Raw genomic sequence first — 19,902 nt, 5'->3', positions numbered from 1 at the left:
AATTCCAGCAAAAGTGTGCAGCGGTTTTTGCGTGCGGAATTGCGCAACTGTAATGAGCTATTGATTTCGCCGCCTGCCCTGCAGCAGGTCGAGGACGGAGTTTGCCGCTTCGAGGACATTGGTGCCCGGACCGAACACGGCTGCAACGCCATGTTCGTGCAGGAATTCATAGTCCTGCCGCGGGATGACGCCGCCGCAGACGACGATGATGTCGTCACCGCCCTTTTCCCTCAGCCTGTTGATCAGCTGCGGCAGCAGTGTCCTGTGCCCTGCCGCCAGCGACGAGACGCCGACGACATTGACCTTTTCATCGAGCGCCAACGCGACCGCCTCTTCGGGTGTCTGGAACAGCGGGCCGGCGAGCACATCGAAGCCGATATCGCCGAAGGCCGAGGCGATCACCTTGGCGCCGCGGTCGTGTCCGTCCTGACCGAGCTTGGCGACCATGATCTTCGGCCGGTGTCCCATTGCTTCCGTCACCTCCGTCATGCGCGACTTGAGCACGGCGAGCTCCGGCTCGTCGTCATAGGCCTCGCCATAGACGCCGGTGATGACCTCAGGCGTGGCCGTGTGATCGCCGAAGGCCTCGCGCATGGCGTCCGATATCTCGCCGACGGTGGCGCGGGCCCGCGCCGCTTCGATGGCGGCTTCGAGCAGGTTGCCGCGGCCGCTGCGTGCGGTCAGCGTCAAGGCGGCCAGTGTTTCGCGCACGGCGTTGCCGTCGCGGCGGCGCTTCGTTTCCTCGATGCGTTTGATCTGCGCGGTGCGCACTGCGCTGTTGTCGATCTCCAGAATGTCGATCGGCTGTTCGTTGTCGAGCCTGTAGCGGTTGACGCCGACGATGACCTCCTCGCCCTTGTCGACGGCTGCCTGGCGGCGGGCGGCGGCCTCCTCGATCAGCCGTTTCGGCAGGCCGTCATTGACGGCCTTGGTCATGCCGCCCAATGCCTCCACCTCCTCGATCAGCGCCCATGCCTTGTCGGCAAGCTCCTTCGTCAGGCTCTCGACGTAATAGGAACCGGCCAACGGATCGACCACCCTGGTGACACCGGTTTCGTGGCTCAGGATCAGCTGCGTATTGCGGGCGATGCGGGCTGAAAATTCCGTTGGCAGCGCGATCGCCTCGTCGAAGGAATTGGTGTGCAGCGACTGCGTGCCGCCGAGTACGGCCGACATCGCCTCGAAAGCGGTGCGGATGATGTTGTTATAGGGATCCTGCTCCTGCAGCGAGACGCCGGAGGTCTGGCAATGGGTGCGTAGCATCAGTGACGAGGCCTTTTTCGGCTGGAACTCCTCCATGATCTTCGTCCAGAGCAGCCGGGCGGCGCGCAGCTTGGCGGCCTCCATGAAGAAGTTCATGCCGATGGCGAAAAAGAAGGACAGCCTTCCGGCGAAATCATCGACGTTGAGACCCTTGGCGATCGCCGCTCTGACATATTCCCGGCCGTCAGCCAGGGTGAAGGCGAGTTCCTGCACCAACGTCGCGCCGGCTTCCTGCATGTGGTAGCCGGAAATCGAGATCGAGTTGAATTTCGGCATCTCCTTTGCGGTATATTCGATGATGTCGGCGACGATCCGCATCGAGGATTCCGGGGGGTAGATATAGGTGTTGCGGACCATAAACTCCTTGAGGATGTCGTTCTGGATGGTCCCGGACAGATCGGCCTTCGAAACGCCTTGCTCTTCGCCGGCAACGATGAAGGAGGCGAGGATCGGGATGACGGCACCGTTCATGGTCATCGACACCGACATGTCGGCAAGCGGAATGCCGTCGAACAGGATCTTCATGTCCTCAACACTGTCGATGGCGACACCGGCCTTGCCGACATCGCCTTCGACCCGCGGATGGTCGCTGTCATAACCGCGATGGGTGGCAAGATCGAAAGCGACCGACAGGCCCTTCTGGCCGGCGGCGAGGTTCTTCCGGTAGAACGCGTTCGACGCTTCCGCCGTCGAGAAGCCGGCATATTGGCGGATCGTCCAGGGCCGACCGGCATACATCGTCGCGCGCGGGCCGCGGGTAAAGGGCGAAAAACCGGGAAGCGAGCCGAGGTGGTCCGCACCCTCGAGATCCTCGGCCGTATAGAGTGGCTTGACGGCGATGCCTTCCGGCGTTTGCCAGTTCAGCGTTTCCGGCGCGGCGCGCAATTCCTTTTGCGCCAGCTCCGCCCAATCCGACAGCGTCTTTTTCGTCATGCCTTTCCTCCGGCTTATTTCGCCCGCACCCTACCATTTCACGGGATCGCCGTGCGATACCAATCCTTGATTTTTATTCCAGGCCCAGGATTCGTCTCATGAAGACAATGCAGATCTATGCCTTCGACATGAACTGCGTCGGGCATATCAACCACGGCCTGTGGACGCATCCGCGCGACCGGTCGGTCGAGTATACCGATCTCGACTACTGGACGGAGTTCGCCAGGACCGCCGAGCAAGGCAAGCTGGACGGCATCTTTCTCGCCGATATCGTCGGCGTTTATGACGTCTACAAGGGGAGCCCGGCGCCGGTAATCGAGACGGCGGCGCAAATCCCGGTCAACGATCCGCTGATCCCGATTTCGGCGATGGCCTATGTTACGAAAAATCTGGGTTTCGGCGTCACTGTCAATACTACCTACGAGCCGCCCTTTTTGCTGGCGCGGCGCATGTCGACGCTCGACCACCTGACCAAGGGGCGGATCGGCTGGAACATCGTCACGGGCTATCTCGATAGCGCTGCCCGCAGCATGGGTTTCGACACGCTGCCGGAGCATGATGCGCGTTACGATGCTGCCGAGGAATATCTTGAGATCGTCTACAAGCTCTGGGAGGGCAGCTGGGGCGACGATGCGGTGCTGCGCGACAAGTCGGGCGGCATTTATGCCGCTCCATCGAAGGTGCGTGCCGTCAGTCACGACGGCAAATATTACCGGATGGAGGGTATCCATCTTGCCGAACCCTCGCCCCAGCGCACGCCCCTGCTCTTCCAGGCCGGCGCTTCGGCCCGCGGGCAGGATTTTGCAGCCCGCCACGCCGAATGTGTCTTTATCGCCAGCCCGAACCCCGGGGCGGCCCGGCCGACCGTCCATGCGCTCCGGGCGAAGGCGGAGGCATTCGGCCGTGGCGGAGCGGCCTTGAAGATCGTGAATCTGATCACCGTTGTCGTCGGGCGGACGGAGAGGCAAGCGCAGGACAGATTGGAGGACTATCGCCGACATGCGAGCGTCGAAGCCTCGCTTGCGCACTACTCTGCCTCGATCGGCATCGACCTGGCGAAATACCAGCTGGATGACGTTGTCGACCAGAGCTCGACCAACGCCAATCAATCGGCGCTTGCTGCAATCACCAAGCAGGCGGCAAAGCCAGTGACGAAGCGAGAGATCGTCGACCAGATGGTGCTTGGCAGTCGGATTAAGCCGATGGTTGGCGCGCCGGAGCAGATCGCCGATCGCCTACAGACATGGATCGCCGAAGGCGATATCGACGGCTTCAACCTGGCACGGACAGTGGCACCGGAGAGCCTGCGGGATTTCGTCGAACTGGTGGTGCCGGTGCTGCAGGAGCTTGGCGTCTTCAAAGCGGACTATTCTGAGGGACCATTGCGGCAAAAACTCTTCGGCGGCGGGAACGGCAGATTGCCCGCCGCTCATCCCGCCGCCAGATTCCGGCGCTAACTTATTTATGGTCCAGCTTGGCAACCAGTCGATCGCCAATCCATTGGATGCCGCAGACGAGGACGATAAGGACGACCACCACCGTGATCATCACATCGGTTTCGAAGCGCTGATAGCCGTAGCGGATGGCCAGATCGCCGAGGCCGCCGGCGCCGATGGCACCCGCCATCGCCGAAGCGCCGATCAAGGTCACCAGCGTCACGGTGAAACCGGCGACGATGCCGGGCAGCGCTTCGGGCACCAGCACTTCGCGGATGATCGTCCAGCGGTTGCCGCCCATGGCGCGCACGGCATCGATCAGCCCGCGGTCGACCTCGCGCAGCGACACTTCGGCGATGCGGGCGTAATAGGGTGTCGCCGCGATGGCGAGCGGCACAATGGCCGCCCAGGTGCCCAGCGCCGTGCCGACGATCAGCCGCGTCAAGGGGATCAGTGCCACCAGCAGGATGATAAAAGGCACCGACCGGAAGCCGTTGATCACGGCGCCGAGCCCGCGGTTGATCCAAAGGTTTTCAGCAATGCCTCCGCGTGCCGTGACGACAAGGGCAAGACCGAGGGGTAGGCCGGCAACGAGCGAGATCACGCCTGAGGCGACGGTCATCAGGATCGTCTCCCAGAGGGAGCGTATCAGCAGTTCAAGCATGATCGGTGTCATAACCAAGCACCTCCACCCGGGCGGATCGGGCCATCAGAAATTGTTCGACCTTTCCGGCAAGCGCGGGGTCGCGCGTGGGAACGGCGACGAAGAACCGCGCCACCGGCTGGTTCTGGATGTGGTCGATGCCGCCATGGACGAGGCGGAAGGAATGCGGCAGCGCCGCCGAAAGTTCGGCAAACAGCGCGCCTTGGGCTTGCGGCCCGGCGAGATCGACGCTGAGGATCGCCTCGCTGCCCGCCTTCGCCGAAAGCCTACCGGCGATGTGGTCGGGAAGCTGCGGGCGGATGCCGCCGAGCAGGCTCCTGGTGATGGCGGCTTGTGGCTCGGCAAAGACCGACCAGACTTGCCCCTCTTCGACGATCCGCCCGGCGTCGATGACTGCGACGCGGTCGGCAATACCGCGCACAACTTCCATCTCATGGGTGATCAGCAGAATGGTCAGCCCGAGCTTACGGTTGATGTCCTTGAGCAGCGCCAGGATCGACCGCGTCGTTTCCGGGTCGAGCGCCGATGTTGCCTCGTCGGACAAAAGCAGCGCCGGGCGTGCCGCGAGTGCGCGGGCAATACCGACGCGCTGTTTCTGGCCGCCGGAGAGCGATGATGGATAGGCTTTCGCCTTGTCGGCAAGGCCGACGAGATCGAGCAGCTCATGCGCCCGCTGCAAGCGCTCTCTCCTGCCGACGCCCTCAATCTTCAGCGGCAGCGCGACATTCTCCTCCACGGTTTTGGCGGACAACAGGTTGAAATGCTGGAAGATCATGCCGATGCGACGACGCAGCGGCTGCAATTCCTGCTCGGCAAGCGCCGTGATATCGCGGCCTTCAATCAGGATCTCGCCGCTGTCGGCGCGCTCCAGGCCGTTCAGGCAGCGGATAAGCGTCGACTTCCCGGCGCCGCTGCGGCCGATGATCCCCAGGATCTCGCCTCTTTTCACCGTCAGCGAAACACCGTCGAGGGCTGGCGTGGTTCCGAAACGCCGCTTCACGTCGGTCAGCCTCACTACTTCGGTCACTGCCGCTTGCGGCTGTGCCTCGATCGCTGTCGCGGAAACAAAGGAATTCATGTGCTTTTCCTGACAAATATTGAAGGCGGCCCGGGCAGGGAACGCCCGGACCGCCTCTCGGCAGGCCTTAACCCCGGCCCGATTTCGGATCAATAGGCGCTGAGACCTGTCCCCTTGTAGACCTTGTCAAATTCGGCCTTGACGGTGTCGTTCTGATAGGAAGACACGAGTGTCTTGACCCAGTCGGCGTCTTTATTGTCGTCCTTGACGGCAATGAAGTTGCGGTATGGATTATCAGTGATCGGCTCCTGGGCAATGCGTTCGGCCGGAGAAAGGCCGCTCTTCAGGGCCCAGTCGGTGTTGACGACACCGGCATCCAGATCGTCGATCGAACGGCCGACGATGCCGGCGTCGAGTTCCTTGATCTCGATCTTCTTCGGATTGTCGGTGACATCGGCGACGGTTGCGAGAATGCCGGTGCCTTCCTTCAGTTTGATCAGGCCTTCACTCTGGAGAACGCGTAGCGCCCGTCCTTCGTTCGAGGGATCATTGGGAACGCCGATGACAGCACCTTCCGGGATTTCGGCAACTGACTTGTACTTCTTGGTGTAGAGGCCGATCGGCCAGACGCCGGTATAGCCGACGCGAGTGATGTGATAGCCGTGCTGCTTGATCTGGTTATCGAGATAGGGTTGGTGCTGGAAGGCGTTGGCGTCAACCTCGCCGCGCTCCAGCGCTTCATTCGGCTGTGTGTAGTCGTTGAAAATAACGGTCTCGATCTTGAGGCCCTTCTTGGCCGCCTCGCTGGTGACCACGCGCCAGATGTCCTCCTCCTCGCCGGCCATAATGCCGACCTTGATCGACTTGTCCTCGGCGAAGGAAGGAGCGGGCGCTGCAAAAGCAAAGAGCGCAGCAGCGGAAACGGCGACGGCGGCAAGGGCCGCACGGCGCGAAAGCTGGAAGTCGTGAAGATTTTTTTTCTTGGTCATTTTGTATCCCGTCTGACTGAATGAGGCCAATCGCCCCGAGCCGGCTGATCATGGCAAATGCACGCATCAGGAGCGAAGCACGAACGTCTGATGTGTGGGAGGGGTCGGAAAAACTCTTGCCCCCCTGTCGATATCGGCAGGATAAATTTCCATAAAAATTGTGGATTACACCCGCCCGCAAGCATTATCTAAAAAACGAAAACGGCGCCTCCGGGGCGCCGTTTCAAGCCATTTCCTGCCCGCTTCATTCGGCCGCGATAAGCGCCTGATTGCTGATCGGAAAGAAGGCTGCGAGCTCGCCGATGACCTCCCCGATCCGCTTGGAAAGCGGTTCGGATGAGACGCGATAGTCGGTGAAGTCGCGATCGGATGCGTAGACCGCCGTCGGCAGCGTGTGAGACATGAAGAAGCCGAAGAGCGGGCGCAGCTGGTGCTCCACCATCAGCGCATGCCGGTCGCCGCCACCTGTTGCGGTGATGATGATCGGCTTGGCGCGCAGTTCATGCGGGTCGATCAGATCGATCAGATGTTTGAACAGGCCGGGATAGCTGCCCTTATAGGTCGGCGCGCCGATGACCAGCAGGTCGGCATGGATGATATCGTCGATGACTTCCATGGCGCGACTGTCGAGATCGTCACGGCGCAGCGCCTGGCCAAGCGAAGGGCCGACATCGGTCAGATCGTAGAGGGTGTTGTCGAAGCCGTATTTCTCGCCGGCCAGGCCGGCGATGTTTTCGACCAGCGTGAAGGTCTTCGAGGGACGGTTGAAGCTACCCGCAAGGCCGACCAGTTTGTAAGCAGACATGCCATTTCCTTCCAAAATCATTCGACCGATTATTGGATAGATATTATCTATAAAAATAGTGGATTAAAGAAATGCTGATCCCTCTTCACCATGATGAGGAGAAAAATACATTCTCATCTGCAGGCGATCGCCACTTGAGAGACCGCACCATCCGTCAAGCCCGGAATATGGGATATTGCGGGCCCGATGCGTTGTCGAAGCGCGATATCGCTTCAGGCCGGTTTTGGCTTCGGGATGCGCGGCAGGAAGATCGTCAGCAGGCCGAGAAGCGGCAGGTAGGAGCAGATGCGATAGACAAAGTCGATGCCATGGGTGTCGGCGAAACTGCCGAGCAGCGCCGCACCCAGCCCCCCTGCCCCGAAGGCAAAACCGAAGAAGACGCCGGCAATCAGCCCGACGCGTCCGGGCACCAGTTCCTGTGCGAAGACGACGATTGCCGAGAAGGCCGAAGCGAAAATCAGGCCGATGGCGACGCTGAGCACGCCCGTCCAGAAAAGGTTTGCATAGGGCAGCATCAGCGCGAAAGGAATGACGCCGAGGATCGAGAACCAGATGACGAAACGGGCGCCGAAGCGATCGCCGATCGGTCCGCCCAGGAACGTGCCGACGGCGACCGAGCCGAGGAACAGGAAGAGCATCAGCTGTGCCTGCTGGACGCTGAGCGCAAACTTGTCGATGACATAGAAGGTGAAGTAGCTCGACACGCTCGCCATGTAGACGTTCTTCGTCGCCGTCAGCAGCACGAGGATGGCGAGCGCCCAGACGACCCTGTTCTGCGGCAGCGGCAGAGCCCGGCTCACCGCCGGCTTGCTGGCGTTCTGACGACGATGGCCAATATACCAGTTTCCGACCCAGCTCAGCACGACCATGCCGAGCATGGCGATGGCGGCAAACCAGGAGACGCTGTGCTGGCCGAGCGGCAGCACGATAAAAGCCGCGAGCAGCGGACCGATCGCCTGGCCGGCATTGCCGCCGACCTGGAAGAAGGACTGTGCGAAACCGTGGCGACCGCCGGAGGCAAGCCGGGCGACGCGCGAGGATTCCGGATGAAAGACCGCCGAACCGAAGCCGATCAGGCTGGCGGCGACGAGTAGCAGTGCGAAACTGCCGGCATTGCCGAGCAGGATGAGGCCGCAAAAGGTGCTCGCCATTCCGACCGGCAGTGAATAGGGCATCGGCCAACGGTCGGTGACGATGCCGACCAGCGGCTGCAGAAGAGACGCCGTGACCTGGAACGTCATTGTAAGCAGGCCGATCTGCACGAAATCGAGATCGTAATTCGCCTTGAACAGCGGATAGAGCGAGGCGAGCAGCGACTGCATGATATCATTCAGCATGTGGCAGAAGCTGACTGCCACCAGGATAGACATCGTTGTTTTTTCGAAACGGGGCGCGCTCTCGGCAACGGTTGCCATGGACATTTCTCCTCGACGGCCCGGTTGGTTGCCGTGCCGCGTCGCTTTGTTCGATGGATTTCGGGCGATCGGGGCTGGGAAAGAGGATCAAGCGACGGTCGCTTAAGTGCATCTAGCGTAAGCCGGGAGGCAATTACAGCCCAGTTTCATCAGGATCGGTACGGCTTTTGTTCGATTTGCGCTTTTGCCGATGGATTTCTGCATGGTCTTTTCGGGCTTTCATATTACAGTCGATCGCGATCATCGCATATCGAATAAGCTATATGAAAACAAAGCATGGAAAAACAACGCGGGGGATACTACAGCTTGAACGATTGAAAATACGATCGAGGCTGAAAACACGCGATGAATGTCAAGACACCGAATGCAATAGACGGCTATGTCGGATCGCGCATACGAATGCGCCGGCAGCTGCTCGGGATGAGCCAGGAACGGCTTGCCGAGCAAATCGGCGTGACCTTTCAGCAGGTTCAGAAATACGAGAAGGGCATCAACCGCATCGGCGCGAGCCGTCTGCAGCGAATCGCCGAGGTGCTTCACACGTCGCCGAGCTTCTTCTTTGAACAGGAAAATTCCGAGCCGTTGACGCTGCAAGGGCTGGATCTGCCCGCAAATACGGATCCGGTCGCCCAATTTCTGCGAACGAAAGAGGGATTGGTGCTCAATCGCGCCTTTCTGAAGATCGCCGACCGGAATATCCGAGGAACGATCATCGCACTGGTGAATGCGATGGCGCAGGCGGAAAGCCGCGGTGTAACATTGGGCACTCCGGTAGCGGACAGTACACTTCCGCTTGGAGAATAGTCAGGCAGTCGGCAGGCAATATCCGCATGAAGCTCAGGCTCGAGTCATTTGGTGAGTTGCGGCTGATCGACCCGGCCGGTAAACCAGCGGCGTTCCCGGAAAAGGGCCTGCTGGCCATTTGTTATCTGCTGGACCGCGATCTGCGAGACGGGACTGGTAGCGAATATCCGCGGCCGGCGCTGGCGCGCTTCTTGTGGGACAGCCATGACAACTCCGACATCATGGCCAACCTGCGAAAGACCATATCGCGCATTCAGGCGCGTCAAATCGAACTCGGTACCGAGCTTCTGGCCTTCACGGCGACCGGTGTGCGGGTCAGGCCAGATGCATTTTCCGGTGATCTCTTCGAACTCACCAACCCCGAAGGCGAAGGCGCAGTTGACAGGCTGCAGCGGCTGGTTGCCCTCCTTCGACAGGATTTCCTGGCTGGGCTCGCCGACCAGAGCGTTAATACGCGGCAATGGATCGCCGGCCAGCGCGACAGGCACATGGCCGTCCTGGTGGATGCGCTGAAGACGGCGCTGCCAATGGCCCAGTCGCGAGAGGATGTCAGCCTGATCAAGGAGGCGGCGCTTAGGATTTTCCGCGAGGCACCGGATGACGAGAACATTCGTCGTATCCTTCTCGATGCCTATGAGTCCGAAGGAGAGCTGGAGAAGGCGCGCCGGCTTTTCGAAAGGAGCAAGCACGAGCTGGAAAGCGAATTCGATATCGGCCTTGACGTGCAGGCGCTGCGAGAGGTCCGCAAAATCTTCGCCGGTGGTCAACCACCGCAGAGCGTTGCGATGCCGCTCAGCGACGGCGGCGTTCGCGTTCCCGGTCCCCTGCCCCGTCTGGTGCTGCTGCCGCCGGGTGGGACCGGTGCGGTCGGCGCCGTGCCGATGCTCTCCGAGGCGCTGATCGAGGACGTGACCATCGGCCTTTGCACACTGAATACGGTTTCGGTGGTGGCGCCCCATACGGCCGCTCGCATCGCACACAATGCCGACAAGGCTGAGCTGATACTGCGCCATTCGATTTCCTATGTTCTCGACACGAGGCTGACCGATCGTGCCGGCAGCCCTGCGCTCTTTGTCCAGCTCATTTATGCCGGCAGCGATGAAGTCATCTGGGCCGAGCGTTTCAGCCTCGAGAAATACGAACTGATAACCCACCGGCGCGAAATCGCCCGGCAGATCGCCAGAGAGCTTGCCGGGCAGGTCCGCCGGCATGAAACCATGCGCGATTCCTTCGAGGGCAATTCGGCCGCCTATCACAGCTACCTTCTCGGTCTGCGGGATGTGAAGCGGCTTGCCCTCCCCGATGTACGCCGGTCCCGAAAGGCTTTCCGCGAGGCGCTTCAACACAGCGCACATTTTGCCCCTGCGCTCAGCGGATTGTCGCGCACGTTTCTCGTCGAGTGGCTGCTGACGGCACGTGGCGACAGCGAGTTGCTCGGGCTTGCGGAGGACTATGCGAACCGGGCGATCGCCGCCGATCCGTCTTTTGCGGCCGGCTTTCGTGAGCTCGGCGTTGCCAAACTTTATCTCGGGGACCTTGATGAAAGCGTCCTGGCGTTGAAGCTCGCGGAAGAGCTCAGCCCGCATTATGCCGACGGCATTGCGAGTTATGCCGATACGCTCGTCCATGCGTCGCGCCCTGCCGATGCCTTGGCCAAGATCGAGCGGGCCATCTCACTCAATCCGCTGAGCCCGACCGACTATCTATGGACGGCGGCCGGCGCGAATTTCGCCCTCGGCCATTATGCCGAGGCGCTCGAGCAGATCGCCCTAATGGACGACCGCACACCGGCCGACCGGCTTTCGGCTGCCTGCTGGGCCATGCTCGGCGATATGAAAAACGCGCGTCTCTATATGCGCAAGGTGCGTGAGATCTATCCGGATTTCGATGTCGACAAATGGCTTTCCGTCGTCCCCTTCAAGGAACAATGGCAGAAGGAACAGTATCGGGAGGCGTTACGCAGGGCTGGCTTCTGAAGTCCGGCACCGACAAGTATAAGCCGGCAAATCCTGTCACGCCTGTGTCACGCGCGTTTTTCGTTCAAGAGGATTAAGCTGTCTTTGCTCTGTCGGCATGCGCCGGCAAGGGAAGCCGGAGAATTCTCAGATGCACGATGCAGCCGAAGCAACGATCACCCCGAAAAGTGACGAAGAGCTCAAGGAGCTGGTATCGCTCGCCCGATTGGTTGCCTATGCCCGAGAGAATGCCAAAGACCTGAACGCCGAATTCTCCGCCTATTGCCTCGACCTTGCGCTTGGCGCCCTGCTCCAGGACCTCGACAGAAGCGGCGTCACCCTTTCCCACGAAAGCGGCCAGGACGGTAATCTGCTCGGCACACGGCACTGAGCGGCGGGCGATTCGGCCCGTAAATACGCGGCTGCTACGCGGGAGCGCCAGTGGACCCGCGTCCAAGCCTTTGAAAAAAATGGACAACCCAGCGGTAGGGTCTTGTTAACCCTATTTGCCTTGCCACTCCTCCAGAATCGTCGCTAAATGCGCTTTCAAAGCTCGCAGGGCTTTTAAATCGCATTTTCGAGATTTCCATGAATATGGCGCCGCAGATAGAAAAAGCAATTTCCGATGTCGACCAACTGATCATTGGTCAGGCCCAAGAGCTATCCGACAAGCTGAAGCAGCATCGGCTCGAAATGTTTCCGCCGCGCGCGCTGAAGGGGCTCAGGGAATTTCAGCTGGCCGAAGTGGCGCGTTTTCTCGGCGTAACCAGCGGCTACCTTCGCAATCTGTCGCTGGAAGGCAAAGGCGCCCTTCCCCAGGTCACACCGTCGGGCCGCCGGTCTTATACGGCCGAGCAGATGGAAGAGATGCGCAGCTTCCTGGAGCACAATGCCCGCGCCGGAACGCATTATATGCGTCACCGCCAAGGCAGCGAACATCTCCAGGTCGTTGCCGTCGTCAATTTCAAGGGTGGCAGTGGCAAGACCACGAGTGCTGCGCATCTTGCCCAGCACCTTGCCCTGACCGGTCACCGTGTGCTTGCCGTCGACCTCGACCCACAGGCGTCGCTTTCCGCCATCCACGGTTTTCAGCCGGAGTTCGACGTCAGCGAGAATGAGACGCTCTACGCCGCCATTCGCTATGACGATCAGCGGCGGCCGCTGAGGGATATCATCCGGCCGACGAATTTCCCGAACCTGCATCTGGTGCCTGGCAATCTCGAGTTGATGGAATTCGAGCATGATACGCCGCGCGTGCTTGCTCAGGGCAAGGCGGGCGACTACGGGCGCGTCTTCTTCGCGCGGTTGGACGAGGCGCTGTCTTCGGTCGCCGACGATTACGACGTCGTCATCATCGACTGCCCTCCCCAGCTCGGCTTTTTGACGATGAGCGCCATTTGCGGCGCAACGGCGGTTCTGATCACCGTGCATCCCCAGATGCTCGATGTCATGTCGATGTGCCAATTCCTGCAGATGCTCGGCGAAGTCCTGAATACGCTGAAAGGAGCCGGCGGCAACATGAACCTCGACTGGCTGCGTTATCTCGTGACCCGCTACGATCCGCAGGACGGGCCGCAGACGCAGATGGTCGCCTTCATGCGTTCGATGTTCAAGAACCATGTGCTGACCAATCCGATGTTGCGCAGCGTCGCGATCTCGGACGCGGCGATGACCAACCAGACGCTTTACGAGGTGGAGCGGAGGCAGTTTACCCGCGCGACCTATGATCGCGCCATGGAGGCAATGGATGCCGTCAACAATGAGATCGTCGATCTCATTCACAAAGCCTGGGGGCGGAAATGACCGACAAAGTTTACTGCGGTAAACAGGGGCGAGGGCCGACTGATGGCACGTAAGAATCTCCTCTCGGGCCTGATGGACGATTCCAAGAAGTTTACTGCGGTAAACAATGAGGACGAGCCGCTTCAGAGGGACGAGAAACACCAAATCACCTATAAGGGCATCGGCGCGCTCGGCGCCGTCACGCGCAGTATCGATGCGCTGGCTGCCAAGGCGGACGCGGCCAAAGCGATCGAGGAGAAGCTGGCGACCGGCGAGACGGTGATTGATCTCGACCCTGCCCTGATCGAAGATTCGTTCGTGACGGACCGGTTGGCCCATGCCGACGAACAGTTTCGCGAATTGGTCGAGGCTATCCGCCTGCGTGGTCAGGATTCGCCGATCCTCGTCCGCCCGCATCCTGACAAGGACGGTCGATATCAGATCGCCTTCGGCCACCGTCGCGCCCGGGCCGCCAAGGAACTCGGCCGACCTGTCCGCGCCATCGTCAAGAAACTTGACGATCGCGACCATGTCATCGCCCAGGGTCAGGAGAACTCAGCGCGCGCCGATCTCTCGTTCATCGAGAGGACGATGTTTGCCGACAAGCTCGACACATTGGGTTTCGATAGGGAAACGATCATGTCGGCGCTCAGCGCCGACAAGACGACAGTTTCCAAAATGCTGTCCGTCACCAGGCGGATCCCAGCGGAAGTCCTGGCTGCGATCGGCGCGGCAAAGACGACCGGCCGTGACCGCTGGCACGATCTGTCGGTAAAGTTCGAGACCGAAAACATCTCAGCGCGGGCGATCGAGTTCAGCAGGTCGGCGGAATTCGAGACAGCGGAGCCGGATGCCCGCTTCGATATGCTGGTTGCCTTCATCAGCAGGAGGCAACAACCGACGTCATCAACAGCGACGCGTCAGCCTGCGGCTCACGTCTGGCAGCGCAAGGACGGCGCGGTCAAGGCGAAGATCAAGGATGACGGGAAACAATTCACCATCGCGCTGAAGGCGGAAAGGGCGTCTGCCTTTGGAGCCTATATCGCCAGCAACCTGGATCATCTTTACGAGGCGTTCGAGAAGACACAGGATTTGACGAAAGACGGAGATCAATAAGCACAAGAGAAGGCCCCCGAACGTAGCCGTTGCGGAACCTCTTTGATCTAGACACCCGGAGAATCACATTTCCTCGAATCATAGCCAAGAGGCACCGAATTTGATGGCGATGGAGGGGGGCTGCCGGCGATTGGAGTACGATTCACCTGCATTTTCGCAACGCTGTCGAGCACCTGCCACGGTCGCAGTCGGCCAAACAGGTCGCCGCCACCCTCGACGAGTTGGAGCTGCTGCGCGAGGAGATCGTCATTCAGTTGGAAATGCGGCAATGCCCAACATTCTGAGCGGCACATATAGAATTCAAATCCATACTGCATCTTGCGACGTCGGATGTTCGATCGGAAGGTCGGGCCGAAGCGATAGCCCAAATACAGAAAGATCAAGGCCAGAACGAGCATGTCTCCGGGGCACGCGTTATCTCCGCTGCCAACGTTGGGCCATTCTTTCCGCTGGTGCTGGTGCTGGTGCTGCAGGCCTGCCCTGAGATCGGAGCCTATGGCCCTCATGGGACGGTCGGCACGTGGCGCGATCTGATGGCGGCGGCGGTCGCCGTTCGTTCGATGCTCGGAGTGAGGCCGTCGGCCTCCTGCGAGATCATGGGACCTGAAAATGCCGCCACCGTGATGGCCTGGTCCTGGAGAGGGCAGGGCATATCAACTCGGCCGGCGGTTGTCTGAGCGATCTGACACGCCGCGGCGAGAGAGGAGAATTTGCCATCGGTCCGATGTTGATGGCCCTTGCGCGTCGCCGATCAGAGGGAAGACAGGCTAAAGGTTCGCTTCACCTGTCCGGTGCAGCCATTATGTTTAATAAACCGTGACGGAAATGAAAGCCGCGATAACTTCGAATTGGGAGCTTTTTGCTTTCATTTCACGGAGTTAGGTGACTGCGGAGATCCTAAAGCTAAAGCGAACGATCAATCTCGACCCAGTCGCCGACAAGGAATCCCGATGTCTCGCAGTTGACGCGAAACGTTTTTTGACGATACGGCAAGGCGATAGGGCAAAGAGCGGTAACCGTCGGTGAGCAAGGAAGAGCAGCTTAACATGGGTTTGAAACGGGGAGTGGATTTTTTCCTGGCTTTGATTGCGTCGGTGATCCTGCTCGTTCCGATCCTTATCGTTGCTCTTTGTGTTCGCCTTACCTCGCCGGGACCAATCCTCTATTGGTCAAAACGTGTCGGCCGTTTCAATCGGATCTTCCTGATGCCGAAATTCCGCAGCATGCGGGTCGATACGCCAACGGTGGCCACCCATCTGCTCGAAAATCCGGATCGGTTTTTGACACCCATCGGCTCGTTTCTGCGTAAATCGAGCCTCGACGAACTGCCGCAACTTTGGTGCATTCTGAGGGGCAGGATGAGTTTTGTCGGCCCACGGCCGGCGCTCTACAATCAGGATGATCTGATCGAGTTGCGAACAGCCCACGGTGTCGACAAGCTCCTGCCCGGATTGACCGGGTGGGCGCAGATCAACGGCCGCGACGAGTTGCCGATTCCGGAGAAGGTGAAATTCGACGTCGAATATCTCGAGCGGCGTTCATTCGGCTTCGACATGCGCATCCTGTTTCTGACCGCAGGCAAGGTAATCCGCCGCAAGGGAATACGGCATTAAGCTACCTACTTCTGATAGATAAGCGGTGCGGAAGGCATTGATTTCCGATTATTTCAGTTGCGCTCGTTGCGGAAAGCGACAAGAAGGTTGGTTGTCTGTTGATCTGCGAGACGCTGGTAAGCAATGCCTGAAAATTCTGCCTCCGAGGCACCACGCTCACGATGGTTGTTAGTGCCGCTGCAGGCGCTCGTCGCTCCTTTGCTGGCGATGCCACGGGTCGCCAAACGCGCTCTGGCTTTGCTGGTGGATTCCAGCTTTTGTGTTCTGACGATCTGGCTGGCCTATTGCTTCCGGCTGAATGAATGGACGGTGCTGACCGGCGTGCAGTGGCTGCCGGTTTTCGTTTCGCTGTGCATGGCGCTTCCCATCTTCATCGTCATGGGCATGTATCGGGCGATCTTCCGTTATGCCAATCTGGCCGCTTTCATTACGGTCCTGAAGGCGATTGCGATCTACGGCTTCGCCTTCATGACGATCTTCACGGCTCTCAGCGTCCCGGGAGTTCCGAGAACCGTCGGCATTCTCCAGCCTTTCCTTCTGTTGATCGGGATCGGGCTGTCGCGGCTGGGTATCCGCTATTGGCTCGGAGATGCCTATCAGCGTATCCTTCACAAGAATATGCTCGCGAAGGTCCTGATCTATGGGGCGGGCAAGGCCGGGCGGCAACTGGCGGCTGCCCTGACGAACAGTGCCGAGCTCAACGTCGTCGGCTATCTGGATGATGATCCGCGCCTCAAGGGCGGCGTCATGGGTGGCTTGCCGATTTATGACCCCGCGGATCTCCCGGTGCTTGCCGAAACGCTTGGCGTGCACAATGTGCTTCTTGCTCTTCCATCGGCATCCCGCCAGCGGCGCAACGAAATCCTGGAGCATATCCGCAAAGCCAGGGTGAATGTTCGCACATTGCCGGATCTGACGGCACTTGCCCAGGGACGTGTCACTGTTTCCGACATTCGTGAGCTGGAGATCGAAGATCTGCTGGGGAGGGAAGCGGTCGCGCCGCGCCAGGAATTGCTCGACAAGGCGATGCGCAACAAGGTGGTGATGGTCACCGGCGCCGGTGGCTCGATCGGCGGCGAGTTATGCCGCCAGATTCTGCGAAACGCACCTTCCAGCCTGATCCTGCTCGATCAGAACGAGTTTGCGCTTTATAATATCGATGCGGAATTGCGGAAGCTGGCCGAACTCTACGAGCATGAAGATCTGCAGATCGTTCCGATCCTCTGTTCCGTCCGCGATCAGGATCGCATGGAGCATATCATCCAGAGCTGGCGACCGCAGACGATCTATCATGCCGCCGCCTACAAACATGTGCCGCTTGTCGAACATAATGCCGTGGAGGGCATCAAGAACAACGTCATGGGTACGCTTGTTGCGGCTCGCGCAGCGTATAAATACGGTGTCTCGAATTTCGTGCTGATCAGTACGGACAAGGCGGTGCGTCCGACAAATGTGATGGGCGCCAGCAAGAGGCTGGCGGAGATGGTTCTGCAGGCGCTCGCAGCAGAATCGACGACCGACAGAATGCGAACGAATTTTTCCATGGTCCGCTTCGGAAACGTGCTCGGCTCCTCCGGATCCGTCGTGCCGCTTTTCAGGCAGCAGATCAAGGAAGGTGGCCCCGTTACGCTGACACATCGCGAGATCACCCGCTATTTCATGACCATTTCGGAAGCCTCGCAGTTGGTCATCCAGGCAGGGGCGATGGGGGAGGGTGGCGATGTTTTCCTGCTCGATATGGGAGAACCCGTTCGCATTGCCGATCTCGCCCGCAAAATGGTGGAGCTGTCCGGATTGGCCGTCCTTGACGAGGATAATCCAGACGGGGATATCGAGCTTTCGGTTACCGGTCTCAGGCCCGGCGAGAAGCTCTATGAAGAACTGCTGATCGGGGATAATCCGGAAACAACCGAACATCCCCGGATTATGAAGGCGCGTGAGGATTTCCTGTTCTGGCCGGAGCTTTTGAAAAAGCTCAACTCGCTCAACGCGGCATTGGATCGAAACGATATGGTCGCTGCACGTGCGACATTGGCCGAGCTTGTTTCGGGCTATTCGTCGACGGGTGAGGTCTCGGATCTGGCTTTCACCGGAGCCGAAACCAATACCGCAGCCGCAGACGTCAAATCGCGTCTGCGTCAAACTTGATTCATGCAACGCGCTTTAGTTTTTTATGCAAGTCGTCATCCCGGAACCGCTGCGCACTTCCGGGTGACTGGCATCAAATTTGGACGACGGGCGCAAAGCCTGTGCTGCCGCGATCCACGCAAATAAGGGCGACCAGATAGGCGAAGATCGGATCCAGGGCCTTCTGATTGAACATGATACCAAAGCTGCCGGTGATGACGTAGCTGCTGACGAGCAGAAGAGCGAGCGCAATGGCCAGATCCCGGCCCGGCCCGGCTTCCTTTCTCCAGGCGCCGATCACCGGCGTCGCGAGCATCAGCGACAGCGCTGCAATGCCGAAAATGCCGGCATCGATCCCCGCAGTCAGAAAACCGTTGTGAACATGCGAATAGGTTAGTTGCGGCCTTATGTTTTCGGGCAGCTCTGCCAATACCGAAGCCATCCGGTTTTGCGGGCCATACCCCGTCAACGGGTCCTTGCTGATCGCCGATATTGCACCCTTGTACAGAGCGTACCGGGCACTCAGCGACGTGACTTCGCCGTCGCTGCGTTCGAGCGATGCCATATTTTCCTGCAACGCCTCGATGCGATGAAGGATTTGGCCGCTGCCGAGGGCGATAAGTCCCGCAAACAGCAAAGAGCCGGTGATGGCAAGGCTGCGTAAACTCAGATGGAAGCTGTGTTTGCGAAAATACCAGAGGAAGATGACGATATGAACGGGAATGACCAGCCAGGCCGAGCGTGTTCCCGAAAGCAGCACGCAGCCCAGACCGGCGGCATATCCCAGTATGGCAATTCTCTGCTCGACACTCTTGGGTGATTGAACGTTGAGAAGAGCGATGCCGCCGAAAAGAACGCCTATGACGCCCAGCAGTGCGGCGTTCGAAGTCCCGGCCTCTGCCCTCTCCATCAGGAACATGATCTGCAGCAGACTGAAAAGAAAGGTAACGATCATGCCGATACCTGCGCCGAGGATAAACAGTGGCACAAGGCGGCCATCGGGAGACTGGCGCATCCTCGGTAGAACCAGCCAGACCGCAAAGAACGGCAGCAGCCGGAATATCCAGTCCAGTTCTTCGGAGTAGGGCGGATTGACGAATATGCTCGCGATCATCACCAGCGGGTAGATCGACATGCCAATGGCAACCAGCCGGTCGGATTTCGACAGGTTCAGGGCCAGGCTGCCCGTCGCCAGACAGTAGAGGCCCCACACCATCGATCCGAGGAGGATGAACGAGTTGAAGTTCGGGGAAAGTCCGGGAAGGATGGCAAAGAGAAAGACCGCAATGCGGTTGTTCCGATCGAGTGCGCTTGCCGCCCCACTTTCGGGATAGAGCAATGCTATCTTCAGTTGTCCGAGGTATTTCACTTGCCGATCCTGACCATGCCGATGCCGTTTCGCTAAGGATCGTGATCACGCCTGTCAAGCCGGGGATTGCGTGCAATCTATGGCTTTAAGCCTCGTGGCATTCCAGCAACAGGATTTATGGGCGGAGGCGGTTCTATGAAATGTCGGAATCCGACATAAAGGCCAGCTTCAGCAATAGACACGTCTGAGGTGCAGTTGGTCGAAGGTTTGGTCGGCATATATGTTCGCGTAAAACCGTTGAGCGCGACCGCCCGCCCAAGGGATTGCAGGGCAGGCTGCAAAGCATTGACAGACATGATGCGCGGTCGCCACCCTACGACCAGCTCATAGAACCTCGCTGCCGCTAAAGAGTTACCGCTACCGCCAATATCGGCGTGCCATATTTTCGGTCGAAGATCGACCGAGCAGATAGCCCAGGCCGAATGCCAGAATGCCGGTGCCGAGCAACAAGGCGCTTGCGGTTTGCGGGTGATCCCTGACGCCGGTGACGACCGCGTAGGCCTCACGCCTCACCCCATCGGCGGCCGACTTCGCGGCTTTGGTCAAACCCTCGGGCTGCTCAGCCGGCGTTCCGGTGAATCCGGCGTTCAAGTTTTGTTTGTCGGCCATGTCT

17 protein-coding genes and 1 pseudogene are annotated in these 19,902 nt (G+C 59.5%); 9 read left to right on the top strand and 9 right to left on the bottom strand.

Translation table 11 applies throughout. The annotated features are described in order from the left end of the window. Positions 1–57: 57 nt before the first annotated feature. Positions 58–2,196: a methylmalonyl-CoA mutase gene (gene scpA / locus RLEG4DRAFT_RS60600; RefSeq protein ID WP_003576605.1), complete on the bottom strand. Its 2,139-nt coding sequence runs from the start codon at positions 2,194–2,196 to the stop codon at positions 58–60. Positions 2,197–2,294: 98 nt separating this feature from the next. Between scpA and RLEG4DRAFT_RS60595 the strand changes: the two genes are divergently transcribed. After that, complete coding sequence (locus RLEG4DRAFT_RS60595; protein WP_003576607.1) at positions 2,295–3,653, top strand: LLM class flavin-dependent oxidoreductase; 1,359 nt, start codon at positions 2,295–2,297, stop codon at positions 3,651–3,653. A 1-nt stretch (position 3,654) separates the two neighbouring features. Here RLEG4DRAFT_RS60595 and RLEG4DRAFT_RS60590 read toward each other — a convergent pair whose 3' ends face one another. The 5 genes from RLEG4DRAFT_RS60590 to RLEG4DRAFT_RS60570 form a co-directional block, all read right to left on the bottom strand. Beyond that, positions 3,655–4,308, bottom strand: coding sequence for a methionine ABC transporter permease (locus RLEG4DRAFT_RS60590; protein WP_003576609.1), 654 nt, complete (start codon positions 4,306–4,308; stop codon positions 3,655–3,657). Next, positions 4,289–5,374 (bottom strand): methionine ABC transporter ATP-binding protein, encoded by a 1,086-nt coding sequence (locus tag RLEG4DRAFT_RS60585; RefSeq protein WP_003576610.1) that lies wholly within the window; start codon positions 5,372–5,374, stop codon positions 4,289–4,291. The genes RLEG4DRAFT_RS60590 and RLEG4DRAFT_RS60585 overlap by 20 nt, the downstream gene beginning before the upstream one ends. 89 nt (positions 5,375–5,463) lie before the next feature. Then, the gene (locus RLEG4DRAFT_RS60580; protein WP_003576612.1) at positions 5,464–6,303 is read right to left on the bottom strand and encodes a MetQ/NlpA family lipoprotein; all 840 of its coding nucleotides are present in this window, start codon (positions 6,301–6,303) and stop codon (positions 5,464–5,466) included. A 244-nt stretch (positions 6,304–6,547) separates the two neighbouring features. Next, positions 6,548–7,108 (bottom strand): FMN reductase, encoded by a 561-nt coding sequence (msuE, locus tag RLEG4DRAFT_RS60575; protein WP_003576614.1) that lies wholly within the window; start codon positions 7,106–7,108, stop codon positions 6,548–6,550. A 212-nt stretch (positions 7,109–7,320) separates the two neighbouring features. Further along, positions 7,321–8,523, bottom strand: a complete 1,203-nt coding sequence (locus RLEG4DRAFT_RS60570) for an MFS transporter (protein WP_003576616.1) — start codon at positions 8,521–8,523, stop codon at positions 7,321–7,323. Between the two features lie 345 nt (positions 8,524–8,868). Here RLEG4DRAFT_RS60570 and RLEG4DRAFT_RS60565 point away from each other — a divergent pair, with 345 nt between their 5' ends. The 5 genes from RLEG4DRAFT_RS60565 to repB all read left to right on the top strand — a co-directional run bounded on the left by RLEG4DRAFT_RS60565 (position 8,869) and on the right by repB (position 14,180). Continuing rightward, the gene (locus RLEG4DRAFT_RS60565; protein WP_003576618.1) at positions 8,869–9,327 is read left to right on the top strand and encodes a helix-turn-helix domain-containing protein; all 459 of its coding nucleotides are present in this window, start codon (positions 8,869–8,871) and stop codon (positions 9,325–9,327) included. A 26-nt stretch (positions 9,328–9,353) separates the two neighbouring features. Then, positions 9,354–11,303, top strand: coding sequence for an SARP family transcriptional regulator (locus tag RLEG4DRAFT_RS60560; protein ID WP_003576620.1), 1,950 nt, complete (start codon positions 9,354–9,356; stop codon positions 11,301–11,303). 130 nt (positions 11,304–11,433) lie between these two features. Continuing rightward, the gene (locus tag RLEG4DRAFT_RS60555) at positions 11,434–11,673 is read left to right on the top strand and encodes a hypothetical protein (RefSeq protein ID WP_003576622.1); all 240 of its coding nucleotides are present in this window, start codon (positions 11,434–11,436) and stop codon (positions 11,671–11,673) included. A 197-nt stretch (positions 11,674–11,870) separates the two neighbouring features. Beyond that, on the top strand, positions 11,871–13,085 hold the full coding sequence (gene repA / locus RLEG4DRAFT_RS60550; protein ID WP_003576624.1) for a plasmid partitioning protein RepA: 1,215 nt from the start codon (positions 11,871–11,873) through the stop codon (positions 13,083–13,085). Positions 13,086–13,127: 42 nt separating this feature from the next. Next, positions 13,128–14,180, top strand: coding sequence for a plasmid partitioning protein RepB (repB, locus tag RLEG4DRAFT_RS60545; protein WP_003576625.1), 1,053 nt, complete (start codon positions 13,128–13,130; stop codon positions 14,178–14,180). Positions 14,181–14,227: 47 nt separating this feature from the next. Here the strand turns inward: repB and RLEG4DRAFT_RS60540 are convergent, their stop codons facing one another. Continuing rightward, positions 14,228–14,578, bottom strand: a complete 351-nt coding sequence (locus tag RLEG4DRAFT_RS60540; protein WP_037093334.1) for a hypothetical protein — start codon at positions 14,576–14,578, stop codon at positions 14,228–14,230. 57 nt (positions 14,579–14,635) lie between these two features. Between RLEG4DRAFT_RS60540 and repC the strand changes: the two are divergent. The 3 genes and pseudogenes from repC to RLEG4DRAFT_RS60525 all read left to right on the top strand — a co-directional run. Next, a pseudogene (repC, locus tag RLEG4DRAFT_RS60535) lies at positions 14,636–15,000 on the top strand (replication initiation protein RepC); the annotation flags it as partial. Between the two features lie 226 nt (positions 15,001–15,226). Continuing rightward, a complete protein-coding gene (locus tag RLEG4DRAFT_RS60530) occupies positions 15,227–15,793 on the top strand; it encodes a sugar transferase (protein WP_003576626.1) in 567 nt (188 codons plus the stop codon). A 123-nt stretch (positions 15,794–15,916) separates the two neighbouring features. Beyond that, entirely contained in the window at positions 15,917–17,941 is a 2,025-nt protein-coding gene (locus tag RLEG4DRAFT_RS60525) for a polysaccharide biosynthesis protein (protein WP_003576628.1), read from the top strand. A gap of 73 nt (positions 17,942–18,014) precedes the next feature. On the opposite strand, the gene RLEG4DRAFT_RS60520 is transcribed toward RLEG4DRAFT_RS60525, so the two are convergent. Further along, entirely contained in the window at positions 18,015–19,289 is a 1,275-nt protein-coding gene (locus tag RLEG4DRAFT_RS60520) for an O-antigen ligase family protein (RefSeq protein WP_003576631.1), read from the bottom strand. Positions 19,290–19,646: 357 nt separating this feature from the next. Continuing rightward, on the bottom strand, positions 19,647–19,898 hold the full coding sequence (locus tag RLEG4DRAFT_RS60515) for a hypothetical protein (protein WP_003576632.1): 252 nt from the start codon (positions 19,896–19,898) through the stop codon (positions 19,647–19,649). Positions 19,899–19,902 lie beyond the last annotated feature (4 nt).

The organism is Rhizobium leguminosarum bv. trifolii WSM2297 (assembly GCF_000271845.1).
This window is presented reverse-complemented; position numbering and strand designations above follow the sequence as displayed.